The 16,901-nt window shown below is 64.3% G+C and carries 8 protein-coding genes; all 8 read right to left on the bottom strand.

Annotation, left to right across the window (positions count from 1 at the left end; genetic code table 11):
* Positions 1-6: 6 nt before the first annotated feature.
* The 8 genes from F8O07_RS10235 to F8O07_RS10200 all read right to left on the bottom strand — a co-directional run bounded on the left by F8O07_RS10235 (position 7) and on the right by F8O07_RS10200 (position 16,344).
* A complete protein-coding gene (locus F8O07_RS10235) occupies positions 7-5,166 on the bottom strand; it encodes an NAD-glutamate dehydrogenase (protein WP_192496763.1) in 5,160 nt (1,719 codons plus the stop codon).
* A gap of 347 nt (positions 5,167-5,513) precedes the next feature.
* Complete coding sequence (locus F8O07_RS10230) at positions 5,514-6,095, bottom strand: GNAT family N-acetyltransferase (protein WP_158032086.1); 582 nt, start codon at positions 6,093-6,095, stop codon at positions 5,514-5,516.
* Between the two features lie 41 nt (positions 6,096-6,136).
* Entirely contained in the window at positions 6,137-7,603 is a 1,467-nt protein-coding gene (locus F8O07_RS10225; RefSeq protein ID WP_158032085.1) for an aldehyde dehydrogenase family protein, read from the bottom strand.
* Between the two features lie 585 nt (positions 7,604-8,188).
* The gene (locus F8O07_RS10220; RefSeq protein ID WP_225733283.1) at positions 8,189-10,135 is read right to left on the bottom strand and encodes a hypothetical protein; all 1,947 of its coding nucleotides are present in this window, start codon (positions 10,133-10,135) and stop codon (positions 8,189-8,191) included.
* A gap of 470 nt (positions 10,136-10,605) precedes the next feature.
* Entirely contained in the window at positions 10,606-11,661 is a 1,056-nt protein-coding gene (locus tag F8O07_RS10215; RefSeq protein ID WP_158032084.1) for a DUF4238 domain-containing protein, read from the bottom strand.
* A 592-nt stretch (positions 11,662-12,253) separates the two neighbouring features.
* Positions 12,254-13,330, bottom strand: a complete 1,077-nt coding sequence (gene ychF / locus F8O07_RS10210; RefSeq protein WP_158032083.1) for a redox-regulated ATPase YchF — start codon at positions 13,328-13,330, stop codon at positions 12,254-12,256.
* A 366-nt stretch (positions 13,331-13,696) separates the two neighbouring features.
* Complete coding sequence (locus F8O07_RS10205) at positions 13,697-14,284, bottom strand: hypothetical protein (RefSeq protein ID WP_192496762.1); 588 nt, start codon at positions 14,282-14,284, stop codon at positions 13,697-13,699.
* A 758-nt stretch (positions 14,285-15,042) separates the two neighbouring features.
* A complete protein-coding gene (locus F8O07_RS10200) occupies positions 15,043-16,344 on the bottom strand; it encodes a PhoH family protein (protein ID WP_225733295.1) in 1,302 nt (433 codons plus the stop codon).
* Positions 16,345-16,901: the final 557 nt, after the last annotated feature.

Genomic DNA, 16,901 nt, shown 5'->3' with positions numbered 1-16,901 from the left:
CTCGGCTCACAGCACGGTGCGCAGCAGTCGCAGCGCCACCACGAGCGGCGAGGCATCTCCGGTGGGAGCCTCGGAGAGTCGGTTCGCCAGCGCCCGCACACGGTCGATGGTGCCGGCATGCTGCGCCTCCCACGCATCGAGCCGAGCTGAGGCGGTGTCGCGCTGGTCACCGTGCTGCGACGCCTCGACCGTCTGCAGGGCGCTGCCCGTGATCTGGCGCAGCACCCCGTAGACATCTTGGCGCAGCGACGAGCGTGCGAGCGTCTGCCACAGGTCGTGCCGTGGCAGACGGCTGACCAGCTGCAGCAGCTGCTCGAGGTGGTACCGGCGCAACGCCAGGAACTCGACTGCTGCCGCGTGTTCGAGTGCCGCATCCGACGCGTCGGACCCGCCTGCGGCATCCGCCGACGAGGGCGAAGCCTGCGCCTCGTCGACCAGGTCGACCACACCGATGAGATGCACCTCTTCGAGAGCGAATGCGCTGCGCTCGGCGACGGTGGCCGGCACCCCGGCATCGACCAGGCCGGCCTCGGTGCGCTGCTCGTGCTCACCGTGATGCAGAGCCGGCAGCTCGCTGCGCAGTCGGGCCAGCGGCCGCACGTACCGCTCGCGCAGCTGCGGCACGTCGAGTCTCTCGCTGTGCGTTTCGAGCAGCAGACGAACGCCGCGGCCGAGTGCCCGTTTGAAGCGGATCAGCATGCCGTCCTGCGTCTCGGTCGAGACGGCGTTGTCGGTGGCCGCGATGTCGCCGAAGACGGTGTCGACTTCGAAAGCCTCACGAATGACCGCCCATGCCCGCACCACCTGCGCCGGGTCGTCGCTGGTCTCTTCGATCACGCTGAACACGAACTGCACGCCACCGTGGTCGACGATGTCGTTGGCCAGAGTCGTGGCCTTGATCTCGCGCGCCAGCGGATGCCGCTCGAGCGCCTCGCCGTAGCGGGTGACCACCTCGGGCGGAAAGTACTCGCGCAGCAGCTGGTCCGTCCACGGTTCGTCAGGCACGCTCGACTCAAGAATCGCATGCTTCAGCGTGATCTTGGCGTACGAGAGCACGATCGCGAGCTCAGGCGAGGTGAGGCCCTCACCGGCGGCGATGCGTCGATCGAACTCGCTGTCTTCTGGCAGATACTCGAGGGTGCGATCGAGCACACCGCTGGCCTCCCACGCCGCGACCAGCCGCTGGTACGAGGGCATCAGCTCACCACGATCGCGCTCGAGGCCGAGTGCGCGGTTCTGCCGATAGTTGTCGGTGAGCACCAGCTGCGCGACTTCGTCGGTCATCGACGAGAGCAGCTCGTTGCGCTCGTCGAAGGTCAGCACGTGGCCGTCTGCCTGCGGCGACGCGAGCAGAATCTTGAGGTTCACCTCGCGGTCTGACGTGTCGACGCCGGCCGAGTTGTCGATGGCGTCGGTGTTCAGCCGGATGCCATGCTCGGCTGCCTCGACGCGCCCGGCCTGACTGAACCCCAGGTTGCCGCCTTCGCCGACCACTCGCACGCGCAGGTCGCGCCCGTCGACGCGGATCGCGTCGTTGGCCCGGTCGCCGATCTCTGCGTCTGATTCGCTGCTGGCTTTGACGTATGTGCCGATGCCGCCGTTGTAGAGCAGATCGGTCGGCGCGGTCAGCAGCGCCTTGATCAGCTCGTTCGGCGTGAGCGTGGCTGGGGCCTCGCCATCGCGGTCGAGCCCCAGCACCGCTGCGACCTCAGGCGAGATCGGCACCGCCTTCGACGCCCGCGAGTAGACGCCGCCGCCCTCACTGATCAGCTCGGGGCTGTAGTCGGCCCACGACGAGCCGGGCTTCTCGAAGAGGCGCAGACGCTCGTTCCAGGCCGCCTCGGCGTCAGGCTGCGGGTCAAGGAAGATGTCGCGGTGGTCGAACGCTGCGACAAGACGGATGCTGTGGCTGCGCAGCAGCCCGTTGCCGAACACGTCGCCAGACATGTCTCCGATGCCGACCGCGGTGAACGGGTCGGTCGCCACGTCGACGCCGAGCTCGCGGAAGTGCCGTTCGACCGAGGTCCAGGCTCCGCGGGCGGTGATGCCCATGGTTTTGTGGTCGTAGCCGTGCGAGCCGCCTGACGCGAAGGCGTCCTGCAGCCAGAACCCGTAGGCGACGGCGATCTCGTTCGCGGTGTCTGAGAAGCGGGCGGTGCCTTTGTCTGCGGCGACGACCAGATACGGATCGTCGGGGTCGTACGCGACCACGGCTTCTGGACGCGTGACCGTGCCTGCCGCCAAGTCGCGGTTGTCGGTGACGTCGAGCATGCCGCTGATGAACAGTCGGTAGGCGTCTTGGCCGGCTGACATCCACGCGCCACGGTCAACGCTCGGGTCGGGCAGACGCTTCGGGTAGAAGCCGCCCTTGGCCCCCGTAGGCACGATGACCGCGTTCTTGACGACCTGCGCCTTGACCAGGCCGAGCACCTCGGTGCGAAAGTCTTCGCGTCGATCGGACCAGCGCAGACCGCCACGGGCGACCTGGCCGAAGCGCAGGTGCACGCCCTCGACTTCGGGTGAGTAGACCCAGAGCTCGAAGAGCGGCACCGGCTGAGGCACGCCGCTGATGCGCCGCGGCTCGATCTTGAAAGTGATCTGCGGCTTGGGTGATCCGTCGGCGGCGAACTGATACGCGCTGGTGCGCACCGTGGCGATCACCGCTTCGGTGAGCCGGCGCAGCACCGTGTCGATGTCGAGGCTGGTGATCTTCGTCAGCGCCTGTTCGATGTCGGTCTGGATGGCGAGCACGCGTTCGCGGCGCTCGTCGATCGTGCCGCCGACGGCCGGGTCGAACGACTGCTCGAACAGCTCGACGAGAGCCAGTGTGATGTCTGCGTGGTCGACGAGGGTTCTGGCGATGAACGTCGTCGAGTAGGCGAGCCCGATCTGTCGCAGGTAGCGCACGTAGGCGCGCAGTACGCTGACCTCACGCCAGGTCGCACGAGTGGTGGTGACCAGGCGGTCGAGCGGGTCGGACTCGACCCAGCCCAGCCAGGCCGCCGCGAACGCCTCGACGAAGTCGGCCGCGAGGCTGTCAAGAGTGTCAGCTGCGCGCACCCCGTAGTCGTGCACGTAGACCGGGGAGTGGCCCGGGCCGGTCTGCACCACGAATGGGTGTTCGTTGACGACCTCGACACCGAGGTTCGTGAAGATCGGCAGCACCTCTGACAGTGCGATCGGCTCGTCGTGAAAGACTTTCACGTGCGCTTCGCCGTCATCGTCTCGATACAGCCGCAGGGAGAGCCGGTCGGCATGCGCGATGGCGCTCGGCGCCGGTGTGCGAACGACGCCCTCGGCCTCGAAGATGGAGGTCGGCGAGGTCTCGGCCGAAGCATCCGCCGGCTTTGCCGTCACGGCTGCGGGCGACGTGTTCAGCGCGCCCGGCAGTGCCGACTCGGGCGATGCGACCGCATACAGATGTGGCAGATCTGCCAGCGCTTCAGCGGGTGTGAAGGCCTCGCGATAGCTGTCGGGGAACGCCTGCCGCAGCTGACGGGCGACGGACGCCGCGGCGATCTGGCCCGAGCGGCTCGCCACCAGCTCGGCGAGCTGATCGTGCCAGGTGCGGGTGAGCCCGATGATGCGCGCGTGTAGAGCATCGATGTCGGCATCGGGCAGCAGCTCGCCCGGTTTCAGACGTGCGACGAAGTAGAGTCGCGCCAGCGCCGAGTCGGACATACGCGACTCGTGCTCGACATAGGCAGCGTGGTAGGTCTGCTGAAGCAGGTCTGAGATGCCCAGACGCACCTGCGTGTTGAACGCGTCGCGAGGCAGATAGACGAGTGCCGTCACGAACCGCTCATAGGGGTCGGTGCGAAGGAACACCCAGCTGCGCCGCCGCTCGGCGACCTGCCGCAGAATCAGCACGTTGTGTCGCAGCGTGTCTGTGTCGGCCTGGAACAGCTCGTCGCGGGGGTATGTCTCGAGCAGGGCGAGCACATCGCGGCCGTTGTGGCTGTCGGTGCGAAAGCCGCTGCGTTCGAGCACGTTCTGCACCTTGTCGGCGACGACCGGGATGCTCAGCACCGACTGTGTGTAGCTGGTCAGCGTGAACAGGCCGAGAAAGCGGCGCTCGCCGTCGACCCGGCCGAACGCGTCGAAGCGCTTGACGCCGATGTAGTCGAGGAATGCATCGCGGTGCACCGTCGACCGAGAGTTGGCCTTGGTGATGATGAGCACATCGCGCTCGCGGGCCTTCTCGAGGTTTTTGCGCAGCAGCGGCTTCGGCGCAGGGGCGGCCGACGCGGTGTCCGACTTCGGGGTCACGGCGCCGTCGCGGGGGCGGAAGAGGCCGAGCCCAGTGCCGGTGACCCGCTGCAGAGCGTCGTTGCCGTCGACGGTGACGAGGTCGTACTCCTGATAACCGAAGAAGGTGAAGTTGTCGTCGTCGAGCCACTCGAGGAATCGCGAGGCCTGTGCGGAGCTCTCTTCGAGCCCGAGCGGGGGAGCGGCCCGCAGCTCGGCGCTGATGCGCTGAGCCTGAGCCCGCATGAGCGGCCAGTCGTCGTTGACCAGCGTCACATCGGCCATGACCTTCTCGATCGCCTGAACGAGGGCCTGCCGCACGTCGTCGTGCGCGATCAGCTCAGTGCTGACATAGACCCACGATTCGACGGTGACTTCGTGGCCAGGCTGGGGCAGCACGAAAGACTCGGTGCGGGCGGTGGCCGTGGGCGGGCTGATCACCGACACGACCTGGCCGTCGGAGTCGCGCGTGACGACGAACGTCGGGTGCACCACCGCGTGCACATCGATGTGCTGCCGGCCGAGCTCGGCGAGCACAGAGTCGACGATGAACGGCTTGTCTGGCGTCACGATGAGCAGCGCACCGCTGAGCTGCCCGTCTGAATCGGGAGCGGCCGGGCTGGTGAAGCGCACCAGCGACTCACCGTGGGCGCGAGTGGATGCGAGGTCGAGATGGTCTTGGACGACCTCGGCGAGCAGCGCGCCCCCGATCGAGGTCACATCCTGGTCGCCGAGCGCACGAGTGTACCTGGAGAGCAGATCGGCGAGGTCGTTCACGGCGTCGAGCGTCGGAGCGTCAGACGTGCTCTGCGTGAGGATCTTTCGAGCCTCGGCGAGCACGCTGTCGCGTGCTTCGGTGTCGCTGCCCTGCGCCTCTTCGTCGAAGTGGGTGGGGGTCGTCGTGGCTTCGCCGTTCACGTGTTCCTCCTGGATCACTCTGAATCGTTCTGACTCACTCAGTAGTCTGACACCGGGCCACAGCGAGCACGCGGAGGCCCGGTGCTTCCGGTCATGCATCACCCTACCCATTGCCACGGACACGAGGCGTCAGGCGGTGATTCGTATATCGCCGAGATGGCCATTGCGTCGGACGCGCAGAGAGAGTATGCGTCGCGACGCATGTTGGCTACGGCAGTATCTGTTTGCGTGCGGATGTGTGCAGAAAGAGCGGGCGCGACGACGGAGCGGATGCGAATGCGGATGCGAATGCGAATGCGAATGCGAAGCCTGACCCACGGTGTCGGCCTGGCTGGTGTCCGAGCCGATCAGCCCTTGAGATCGAGGCGCATCAGGGCGCGGTCGAAGTGCTGCCCGCGCAGCATGACCTGCTCATAGTGCACGACGGCGAACCCCTGCCGTTCGAAGACCGGAATCGCGACCAGACTCACGTGAGAGGTGAGCTCGGCGGCGCCGTGATCCCGGGCGCTCGCGATTGCCGCGGCCAGCAACCGGGTGGCGATGCCCTGCCTGCCATGGTCGGGGTCGACGAAGAGGTGGTCGACGTAGCCTGAGTCGCGAAAATCGACGTATCCGACGACATGTTCGACTGGGGTCGGGGATGCCGCACCGGGGTCGGCGACGGCCATGAGCCCCTTCGGGCTCTCGTCATCAGCGCCGGAATCGGCTGCGACCGCGACCAGCGTGTGATGCGCCGTGCGATCGGCATTCCAGCGGTGCACAGAGCCACCGCCTGCCGCCCAGGCTGTTCGCTGCTCTGGGGTGTAGCGCGAACCGGCGGTGATTCTCACGGCACGCGAGAAGATCTCACGGGTTGCGGCGGCATCCGCCGAGGAATACGGCCGAATGCGCACTGCAGACGCTGCAGCGGACTGCACGGAGGCGGACATAGCCGAAGTCTACCGACCCCGTCTTTCAGACGCGTGGCGGCTCAGCCACGGCGCTGCAGCCTTCCGAGCAGGTTGAGCAGGCGCTCGCTCGTGCCCGGATTCAGCAGACGGAGGGTGTCGGGACGCAGCGGTTTGGTGAGCACCGGTTTCAGATGCGAGAACCGGCGGAACGAGTGCACGCCGTGGTAGGCGCCCATGCCGCTGGCGCCGACACCGCCGAACGGCAGTGCGCCGATGCCTGCGTGCACGATGGCCGCACCGTTCACTTGAGCCCCGGCCGAGGTGTGCTGAGCGAAGTAGGCGCGTGTGGCCGCGTCGCCGAAGATGTAGAGCGCGAGGGGCTTGTCCCAGGCGTTGATGACGCGGGCGGCCTCCTCTTTGGAGGACACTGTCAGAATAGGCAGGATCGGGCCGAAGATCTCTTCGCGCAGCAGCTGGAACGGGGCGTCGTCGCCGATCACCGTCTCGTCGAGGTTCAGGAACGTCACAACGGTCGGCTCGATGTAGAGATCGTCACGGTCGGTGCGCCCGCCGAACTCGACGTTGCCCTCTTCGAGCATTGCTGCGAGTCGATCAAAGTGGCGCTCAGAGACGATGCGCCCGTATTCGCGGCCTGCGGCGGGGTCTGCGCCCCAGATGTCGGCGACCGCCTCGCGCAGGGCGGCGACCAGTGGTTGCACGCGATCGGGTGTCGTCAGCACATAGTCTGGCGCGACGCAGGTCTGGCCGGCGTTGGTGAACTTCGCCCAGGCCAGTCGGCGGGCCACCTCGGTGAGCTGCCGGTCGTCGTCGACCCAGACCGGCGACTTGCCGCCGAGCTCGAGCGTCACCGGGGTGAGGTTCTGGACAGCGGCCTCCATGACGATTCTGCCGACGCGACCCGAGCCGGTGAAGACGATGTGGTCGAAGCGCTCTTTGAGCGCGTTCTGGGCGACGTCGACGGCGCCGAGCAGCACGTGCACCGCGCCGTCGGGGAAGTACTGGGGGATCAGCCGCGCAATCGTCTCGGCGGTGTGCGGCGCGTCGGGGCTCGGCACGAGCACTGCTGCGTTGCCGGCCGCGAGCACCCCGACGAGCGGGTCGAGGGTGAGGTTCACCGGGTAGTTCCACGGTGACATCACCAGGATGACCCCGAGTGGCTCTGGCACGATCCTGGCTGATGCCGGCCAGATGAGGGGGCCGGCGCTGACCGACTTCGGGGCCATCCAGCGGCGCAGGTGTTTCTGTGCGTGTGCGGCCTCTCCGATCGTGACGTCGATCTCTGTGATGCCGGCTTCGCGTCGGCCTTTGTGCAGGTCGGCGAAGAGCGCTGCCTCGAATTCGCTGCGGTGCTCTTCGAGCAGTCGGCGCACGGCACTGACGTTTCGTCGGCGGGAGGCCAGAGACTTGGTGGAGCCTGACTCGAATGCTGCGCGTGCGGCTGCGACTGCTGCGGTGACGTCTGCCGGTGTGGCTGTTGGAGTTGTGGCGGCGTGTGAGACTCTCGGAGTTAGGGAGGTTGTGCTCATGATCCGAGGCTAACGCTGTGGCAAAACGAAGCCAATCAGTTTCGAAAATGAATGCGAGTTGCCGTGGAAGGCGGCTGATCGCCGGTCTGAGCGACTTTCCAGGACCACGGTGAGAGAAGACGGCGTTGTAACCAGGAATCTCAGTATTTCGCCCAAGTGCAGAGAATTCAGGACCTCAGGAACCTGAACGATTCCACGCACCTCATCTCACCCAAGCACAGCGGGCCCAGACCCCGAGTCGGGTACAGCAGGTACGGACTATGGGAAAGCTGCGGCAGTCTGGGGCTGATGCCGATGATGCAGGGCCGAGTCGCGCATCCGCCGTTGCGTCGGCAGGCTAGACGTTGAAGCGGAACTCGACCGAGTTCCGGCACATAGGTACATCTGAACACGGGGTTCACGTGCGCCCTCTCCCCCCACGGTCAGCGCCCGCTACTGAGCAGGGGACACAGGCTCACCCTCGACGTGGGTCAGCCTGCAGGACGCCACGAAGACGGTAGCGCGCCATCACGGCGGCAGGGAACCCGGCTGAGACGCCACATACTAGGGACCTGAAGAGGGCTCGACCATGCCAGCGGTCGGCCCCTATTCCTTCGCGAGCACGGCGTTATCCGTCAGGCAGAAGTCATCGTTGATCTTGATGACCAGCGCAACGAGTAGGCGGAGCGCTGTTAGATACGTCTGGCGGTGAACGCGGTCGTCGTCACCGTCTGCCTGTGATCCATGGAGGTAGCGGTTGCGCAGGCTAGGTCCGTTGCTGAACTCCTTATCGTTAAGGAAGTAGTTGAAGTAGCTGACCTCCGCGGTGCTGAGCAGCGTTGGTCGATGCACCAGCCATCCGGCGCTCACCATCTCGTCAATGGCTTTCTGGCCGGCAGCCGAGTGATGGAGACAGCTCGTCACCTCGCACTCCCAGAGTTCCTTGAGCACATGCAATTGTGGCGCGCTTGCGAACGCAATTCGGCCACGCTCTCCGGTCAGGATGCCCTTCTCGACCAGGAAGTCGATGTTGCGCTGTTGGTACTCGTGGAACTGGTCGTAGGCGATGCCATTGGCGATGACCAAGTGGAGGAAGCTCCGTGCCTCCAGATCGCTGCTGATGTGCACCAATCCGGATTGGTCCGAGAAGAGCAGGTGTTGAATTCCTTGGATGTCTGCGTTGTTGGCAACGTAGGCGTACTTGTCCACAACCTGACTCGGGATGTCGCCGTAGGAAAGCTGCTCCGATGTGATTGTCAGCAGCTCCGGGTCAACCTCGCCGTAGTCGACATGCAGCGTGAACTGCTTGAGGACGCTCTCCATCTCTGAGAACAGGTGCCGGCTCCTCTCAAGGTAGGTAGCGGTCGGGCTGGAGGCGCGGTACTTCAGCCCCTTGGCACCGAACTCCTGCTCAAGGTAGTCCGTGAAGAACCAAGCGATGACCGACTCGAGCTCTATACCTTCGGAGCTGAGGAAGCGCTCATACATCAAGGTCTGGAGCAAGGACGCCTGGTCCTGGAGCCTGAACGCCGCCCCCGTCCGGTAGTCGCCCTTGCCCAGCGTACCCATGAACCGCTCGAAGACGCCAAGTTGCGCTCCGTAGGAAGGGAGTTCCAGGAGCATGTGGTCGTTGGCGAACTTGAACAGGTGAACGAAGTTATTCAGGATGGTCGGGTAGTCGAGGTTCTCCGTGAGCCAGGTTCGGCTGTAGGAGTACTTGCCAACCATGCCGTCCAGAGACTGGACGACCTCTTCGACCTGATCGGCTGAGATGCCCACTTCGCAGCCGGTCTTGATCCCCTCCGTGGACTCGAACATCTTCTTCGTGAGCGCATCTGCCTTGCGACGAGCCTTTAGCTTCAGTCGTGGATCAACGCCGGTGTTCTTGTCAGCTCGTGCGGATGCGATCAGCTTGACGAAGTTGAGGTTGGGCTCTTCCTCATCGAGGTAGCGGTCAAACAGATCACGCTGATCCGCGGGAGTGAAGCTCTTCGGGAGATGGATTGGATCCCGCCCCTCGGACTGGAGGAACTTCCGCGCAAGCAGCTCAGCATTGCGCGGCTCAGCGAGTAGCAGGGCCCGAATCTCACGGTCGTAGGCACGCACGAGTGGCTGGCATGAGAGCAGATCGTGCGGGTGGAACCTCTGCTCTTGAAGTGCAGCAAGCACGATCGAGTCAGTGCAGCGCTCGAAGACCTTGTTCCTTCCGAGGAGATCGAGGACGTCTGTGCGGTACTGAAAGTCAACGTCCTGAACGAGCGTTGAGAAGGTGGCGTCAGTCACTTTGCCGAAAAACCTGCCGATGGCTTTCCGGATCTCGGGGACGTGCGCCAGAGGCGCCTCTCGCTCTGCTTCAGCCAGGTCCTTCGGGAGAACTTTGTGTTCTAGGAACAACGCGAGATGATGCAACTCAACAATGTCGTTTATGCCTTGATCGCCACGAGTAGCATCGAATTCACGGACGAGTTCTAGGAGCCGGTCGGCCTGCCAGAAGGTTCCGTAGTCGCTGAGGCCGAAGAACTTCAGTCTCTTCTCTGGTCCGCTTTCCGACACTCGAATCTCCCTCCCGGTAGGCGTCACTCTATATAGTTCGGGGGCGCCTAGTGGCACGAATTTGAAGTTGTTACCTGATCGTATAGCAGTCCCCCTGGACGGAGCCGTCGTCCACGTCGATCGTTGCGCCGGCTCCTCGTTCTGTCGTGGACGCGAGCCGAACTAGCGGCGCATCACCCCGAGGCGGACACGACCTACATCTCCATGGCCTTAATCCCGCGCCCCATCGGGCTCCTCCCCACCGCGGAGCGGCGCACGAGTACGATGCACAACTACGCGGGTAGGCCCCTTGCAAAAGCGCCGGGCACTAGTCCTGACTCAACACTCGACAAGAATCATCAACGAATCTCACTAGTTATTGAAACGGAACTCCACCAAATTCCGGTACATAGGTGCATCTGCTAACCCCGTGTAATCCAACCGACGGGGTGCAAACCTGCCCCTCATCGATCAACTTTGGCAGGCTTCACTCACGCAGGCGTGGGTTCGTTCCGACCGGGCGCGAACATCGGTTCACCGTCGAAGTCCATGTCGACGAGTCCTCCTATCGGCTTGATGTTGACCAGGTCCGGTTCGGGCAGATTGTCAGGGACGTACCGCTCGTCCTCGGGGTGGTGAAAGACGTACTCGCTGGCCGACTCCGCGGTGTGCAGATTGAACAGTCTCTCCATTGCTGTGGTCCCGGACTGGATCCGGTCGACCCGCCCAGCAAGCACCATCTCGCGGAGCTGTTGGACACGCGGATCGCCCCCTCCGACACCCTCCAACATCGCCATGGGATCGCTCATGAGCAGCCCCAGCTTGCGCGTGAGCGGGAACGTGACGCCCCATGCCGTCGCGAAGCCGACTCCCTCCCACGGCTCGTCGTCCAGTCGGCGCACCAGACTGACCGGAGCATCCGACGTGATGAGAGAGCGTCTGTCGAAGCTAACGAGTGCCCAGGGGCGGGTCGCAAGGTAGGACGTCAGTTCGATCGCGGTCTCGACCGCGTTCTGGATGTGAGCCAGGTTGGAAAATCCGATAGGCGGCCCACCGGGCTGGGTAGCCTCGTTCCAGATTCGGTCCTCTTGTTCCGGCGTCGGGTCGAATCCGAGATTGTCACGGATCCACGCACCGACATTCCTGCGGCCACCAACGCCCACCTCCAGCCTTACCATGGTCGCGCGCAGATGCTCGGTCGTCCTACGAGTGTCCGGACCGCGCACGCTCTGCAACGCCGTGAAGCGGGCGAAGGCCCACCTGTCCTCCTCGGAGGGAGGAAACTCACCGTTGGCGAAGCCCCTGATGATGCCGAGTGCCTGGCCTTCGATATCGCTCAGCGCCTTCTCGAACGCGTCCGGCTCATCGAACTCACCGACCGTGTGGAAGTGGTTCTGAGCAGCCACATTCTTCACGTTCGGCGTGTATGGTTGCCGGGAGCGGTTGAGCGGCACGACCCTGATGCGCTCTTGGCCCGTTGCGAAGCCTCTAAGGTACCCCTGCGGCACATAGTGATGCAGCTTCGCCGTACTCTTCTTGCCAGTCATGCGCGCACCTTCTCTGCGGTTGCACCTGAATCGCCCTCACCCATGCAGCTCCCCCCTACGCCGCGCATCTGTGCACCTCATCGGTTTCTACTGCAGACCCCTTCACCATGATGACAGTCTTCCCGACGGGACCGGCAGCCTGACCGACACGGGGCAAGGAACAGCTCTTCGCAGTCGTGCACAGCGGCGACAGATCCACCACCTACATCTGGCACATCAAGATGTCCTGCGGCCATACGACCACGAGCCCTACAGGCGACGGACGTCCCCATTAGCCGAGCACGCATCGCTGCCCAGAGCGCCGCATCCGGCGCGACGTCGTCATGGTCACCCGCGGCTTTCCCGAAGTCGAGGTCGACAGCACCGGCGGCGAGAACCAAAATGAGTCAGCATCGCGCCGAATGACCGAGGAGGCCGGACGCGCTCGCAACCGCGTCCGACCGGCGTGCGCGCCTGCAGCGACGCCGATCGCGGATGCTCAGACGCGAGACCGGGACCGAGAAGCGGATGTCAGACGAGCACGGGACTCTTATTTCGCCACCTACAGACCTCATACTGTTTTCGCAGGTCAGCGGCTATTCTTTGGAGGTTTCTAGACATTGAATCTAAATTCAACCACGTCACCGTCTTGCATGACGTAGTCTTTGCCCTCCATGCGCACCTTGCCCTCAGCCTTTGCCTCGTGCATCGAGCCTGCGGCATCGAGGTCGTCGAATGAGACGATCTCTGCCTTGATGAAGCCCTTTTCGAAGTCGGTATGGATCACGCCGGCGGCCTGCGGGGCCGTCCAGCCCTGGTGGATCGTCCAGGCTCGGGCCTCTTTCGGGCCAGCCGTCAGATAGGTCTGCAGGCCGAGTGCCTGGAAGCCGATGCGGGCGAGCTGGTCGAGGCCGCTCTCGTCCTGGCCGATGGTCGCCAGCAGCTCGTGTGCCTCTTCGGCGGAGAGGTCGATGAGCTCGCTCTCCATCTGGGCGTCGAGGAGGATGGCCTTGGCCGGTGCGACGACTGCCTCGAGCTCGGCGCGCTTGGCGTCATCGGTGAGCACGGCCTCGTCGACGTTGAACACGTAGACGATGGGCTTCGAAGTGAGCAGGCCGAGCTCTTTGATCTCGTCGAGGTCGATGTCTTTGGCCGTCGAGAGGGGTTCACCCTGGTCGAGGTGGGCTTTCGCGGCAAGTGCCGCGTCGAGCACGGACTTGTCGATCTTTTTGCCCTTGACCTCTTTTTCGTAGCGCGCGATCGCCTTCTCGAGGGTCTGGAGGTCGGCGAGCACGAGCTCGGTGAGGATGGTCTCGATGTCGCGCTTCGCATCGACGCTGCCGTCGACATGCACGACGTCGGGGTCGCTGAAACCGCGGCTCACGAGGGCGATCGCATCTGCTTCGCGGATGTTGGCGAGGAACTGGTTGCCGAGCCCTTCACCTTCGCTGGCGCCCTTGACGATGCCGGCGATGTCGACGAACGACACCGGCGCGGGTACGAGCTTCTCGCTCTGGAAGATCTCGGCGAGGCGGTCGAGCCGCTTGTCGGGCAGGTTGACCACGCCCACGTTCGGTTCGATCGTCGCGAACGGGTAGTTCGCCGCGAGAACGGTGTTCTTGGTCAGTGCATTGAAGAGGGTCGACTTGCCTACGTTGGGCAGTCCCACGATTCCGATTGTCAGCGCCACGAGGGTCAAGTCTAGCCGGTGTGGAGCGAAGGCGTTGGGCTGGTCTGCGTTGCCGAGCAGGAGCGTTTTGGCCGGTCTGCGTTGCCGTGTAGGAGCATCTTTGCCCAGCCTCTCTGCCGTGCGGGAGCAGATGCATCGCACAGGAGCAAGTTTCGTGACTGCAATGCTCCCACTTGAGCGGAATGCTCCTGCTCGACACAACTGCTCTGAGCTGCTCCGTTGCTCCTGTTCGGAACGCATATTTGCTGCAAAGGCGACTGCCCACACCAAAAGCTGGGGAGAAGGACGAATACCTGTGGCAGAGCTGGGACGACGGTGAGGACGTCGGGCTAGTGGGACGCTTCTCGCGAGAACTCAGTCGCGCGCTCAAACGGTCTGTGGAACTCGTGGCCTCAGCTTTTCAGGACAGAACCGCGCGAGCAGGGTCTCGATGCTGCTGAGCACTAGGTCCCAGTCATAGATGATCTGCGCAAAGGTAAACCGCAGCGGAATGATTCCAAGCCGAGCAGATCGCGCGGCCTTGGCGTGATCTTTGACATATCGCCCTGGTTCGGCATGGCCCCGGCCATCCGCTTCGAGCGAAACGACCCCTTCGATGAGCAGGTCAAGTCGTTCACGACTCGGCAGCCGAACCTGCATTTTGACGTCATAGCCGAGAATCCTCAGCCGGACGCGCGGGAATGACTCGATGATTGATTCGGAGTCTGCATCGCTGAAGGCCAACACCTGTCGTCCGTTCGGAGTGCGTGAAAGCTCTGCGCGAATCTGGTCTTCTCTCAGTGCCGATTTCACAGGCAGTCTGCTGTTGCGGGCGGTGTGCAGGAGCCCGTCTACGACGGCAACCGCATCTGCAAGCTCAAGCCGCTTCAGCGTGTGCTGGAGAGCCTGCGGCCAAGGAACGATTCCAAATGGAGCTTCTGGCATGGCTGCGCGGTGCACGTAGTGGGTGTGCAAGCGCTCGCGCCTGATGGGTGCAGTGTGGCTCACCTGCACAATATGGCCGTAGGCGTCGGGAGGAATTCGACCGCCCCAGCGTGACAGCGCGTGCGGGCCACTGAGAAGACCGCCAAGGGACACTGCTCTGAGCACGTGAGGATCTGGCGCCGGAACAGTCTGCACCCAACCTCTGCGGATAGTTCTAATGAGTCCCTGTCGTCGTGCTCGCGCGACGTCTGCGCGTGAAACACCGTGTTGAAGGAGCCAGCGCACTTGGACGACGCCGGTAGGTACCAGAGCGAGTAGGTCTTGCATGAAACCACATTGCCCTCATCTCGCACCCAAGCGCTGGGGAACACGTCTGATGTGGACGCCTACGCAGCATCTGCAGGTTGTGCAGAGCGGGCGTGCACCGAGTTCTACGGGCGACGATGCGACGTTGGTGACCCGGCATCCGCACAGGTGCGATCAGCGCGGCATCAATCTCTCTCACCAGACCAGACTCTGAGACCGGCCATGCTGGCACTTGCCGTCGAACACGGGTTGAGGGCCACGTCGCTTGCCCCAGCAGGAGCAGATGCGTTGAGGAGGAGCGCTTCTCACCGTACGAATGCTCCCATACGGCACAACTGCTCCTGCTTGGCGCAAGTGCTCCTGCTCGGTTGGTGTCGGGGCTAAGCAGCGCGGGGCCGCCGAGCGCAGACGCAGCCCAACCGACCCTTTCGGCCTGAAGCCGTCGCGCGCAAGCGCAGTCCGAGCGAATCCCCGGGGCCAGGCTAGAAATCCCCGAGCACCTCGGTCACCAGGCCGGCGATCTCGCTGCGCTCGCTGCGCGTCAGCGTCACGTGCCCGAAGAGCGGGTGCCCCTTCAGTTTCTCGACCACCGAGGTGATGCCGTCGTGCCGGCCGACCCGCAGATTGTCGCGCTGATTCACGTCGTGCGTCAGCACCACACGTGAGTTCTGCCCGATGCGGCTGAGCACTGTCAGCAGCACGTTGCGCTCAAGCGACTGCGCCTCGTCCACGATCACGAACGCGTCGTGCAGCGACCGACCGCGAATATGCGTCAGCGGCAGCACCTCGACGAGCTCGCGCGCCACGATCTCGTCAAGCACCTGTGGCGACACCACGGCGCTGAGCGTGTCGAACACCGCCTGGCCCCACGGGTTCATCTTCTCGTCGCGATCGCCCGGCAGGTACCCGAGCTCCTGCCCACCGACCGCATACAGCGGCCGAAACACCATCACTTTGCGGTGCTGCTCACGCTCGAGCACAGCCTCCAGCCCCGCGCACAGCGCCAGCGCCGACTTGCCCGTACCTGCCCGGCCGCCGAGCGACACGATGCCCACGCTCGGATCGAGCAGCAGATCGATCGCCAGCCGCTGCTCCGCGCTGCGCCCGTGCAGCCCGAAGACGTCGCGGTCGCCCGACACCATCTTGACCTGCCCGTCGGCGAGCAGACGCCCGAGACCCGAACCGCGGGCCGACGACAGCACCAGCCCCGTGTTCACCGGCAGACCCTCTGTGCCTTCCAGATCGACCCGATCCTCGTTGTACAGCGCCGACATCTGATCGTCGGTCATGTGCAGCTCGGCGAGCCCGGTCCATCCGGTGTCGACGACCTGCTCGGCGCGATACTCGTCGGCTGCAAGACCCAGCGCCGACGCCTTCACTCGCATCGGCATGTCTTTCGACACCACCACGACGTCGCAGCCCTCGATCGACAGATTCTGTGCAACCGCCAGTATGCGCGAGTCGTTCGTCGACCCGCTGCTCTGAAACCCGCTCGGCAGCGCTGCCATGCTGGAATGGTTCAGCTCGACGCGCAGCGACCCGCCCTCGTCGCCGATGGGCACGGCAAAGTCGAGGCGTTCGTGTTCACTGCGCAGATCGTCGAGATTCCGCAGCGCCCGACGCGCGTAGTATCCGAGCTCCGGGTCGTGCCGTTTGCCCTCCAGCTCGGTCACGACCACGATCGGAATCACCACTTCGTGCTCAGCGAACCGGAAGATCGCGTCGGGATCGCTGATCAGCACCGACGTGTCGATCACGTACGTGCGCTGCCCCGTGCCATTCAGCTCTGTGTGATCGGCGGTGGCGAACTCGCTGGGGGCGTTGTCCGTTCCGGTGTGGGCTGTTCGATCGGCATTCCGGTTCGATGCCTGCACGTGGTGTGCGGATGCGATGGTCTGCCCGCCTTCGACGGTCGCGCTGGTCGACTCGCTGCGGTGGGATGTAGTGGCCACGTTGACTCCTCAGACGACTGATGCGTGAGGGGCCGCTGCCTTCCTTTCGGGAGGGGAGGCCCTACCCGCGCCGATCGGGTGATCGGTTGCCTTGAGCCTACAAGCAGAAAGGCGGTGAGACCGGTTCATTCGGGGTGTGACCGCATGACGCTCTGGTGAACTCTGAGCAACGTCCATGTTGCCTGCATCTGATGCTGTATAGCTCGTGATCGCGTCGAGTCGCTGCACCAACGGCTATGCACTTTGCCGAGCCGTCGGTCTGTGACGCAGAGATGCTCAGCACGCTCTGAACATCAGATCCGGGCTGATCAGAATGGGCCGTGATCGAGGGAAGTGCCGTGCACAGAAAACGGGGAGTGGCCGGCTCCTGATCGGGCGCCGGCCACTCC

This window comes from Pseudoclavibacter sp. CFCC 13796 (genome assembly GCF_008831185.1).
Lineage (GTDB): Bacteria > Actinomycetota > Actinomycetes > Actinomycetales > Microbacteriaceae > Pseudoclavibacter_A.
This window is presented reverse-complemented; position numbering and strand designations above follow the sequence as displayed.

Excerpts from the sequence above, each read along its gene's own strand:
- F8O07_RS10215 (WP_158032084.1), bottom strand. The coding sequence starts at position 11,661 with ATGACTGGCAAGAAGAGTACGGCGAAGCTGCATCACTATGTGCCGCAG.
- F8O07_RS10225 (WP_158032085.1), bottom strand. The coding sequence starts at position 7,603 with ATGAGCACAACCTCCCTAACTCCGAGAGTCTCACACGCCGCCACAACT.
- F8O07_RS10230 (WP_158032086.1), bottom strand. The coding sequence starts at position 6,095 with ATGTCCGCCTCCGTGCAGTCCGCTGCAGCGTCTGCAGTGCGCATTCGG.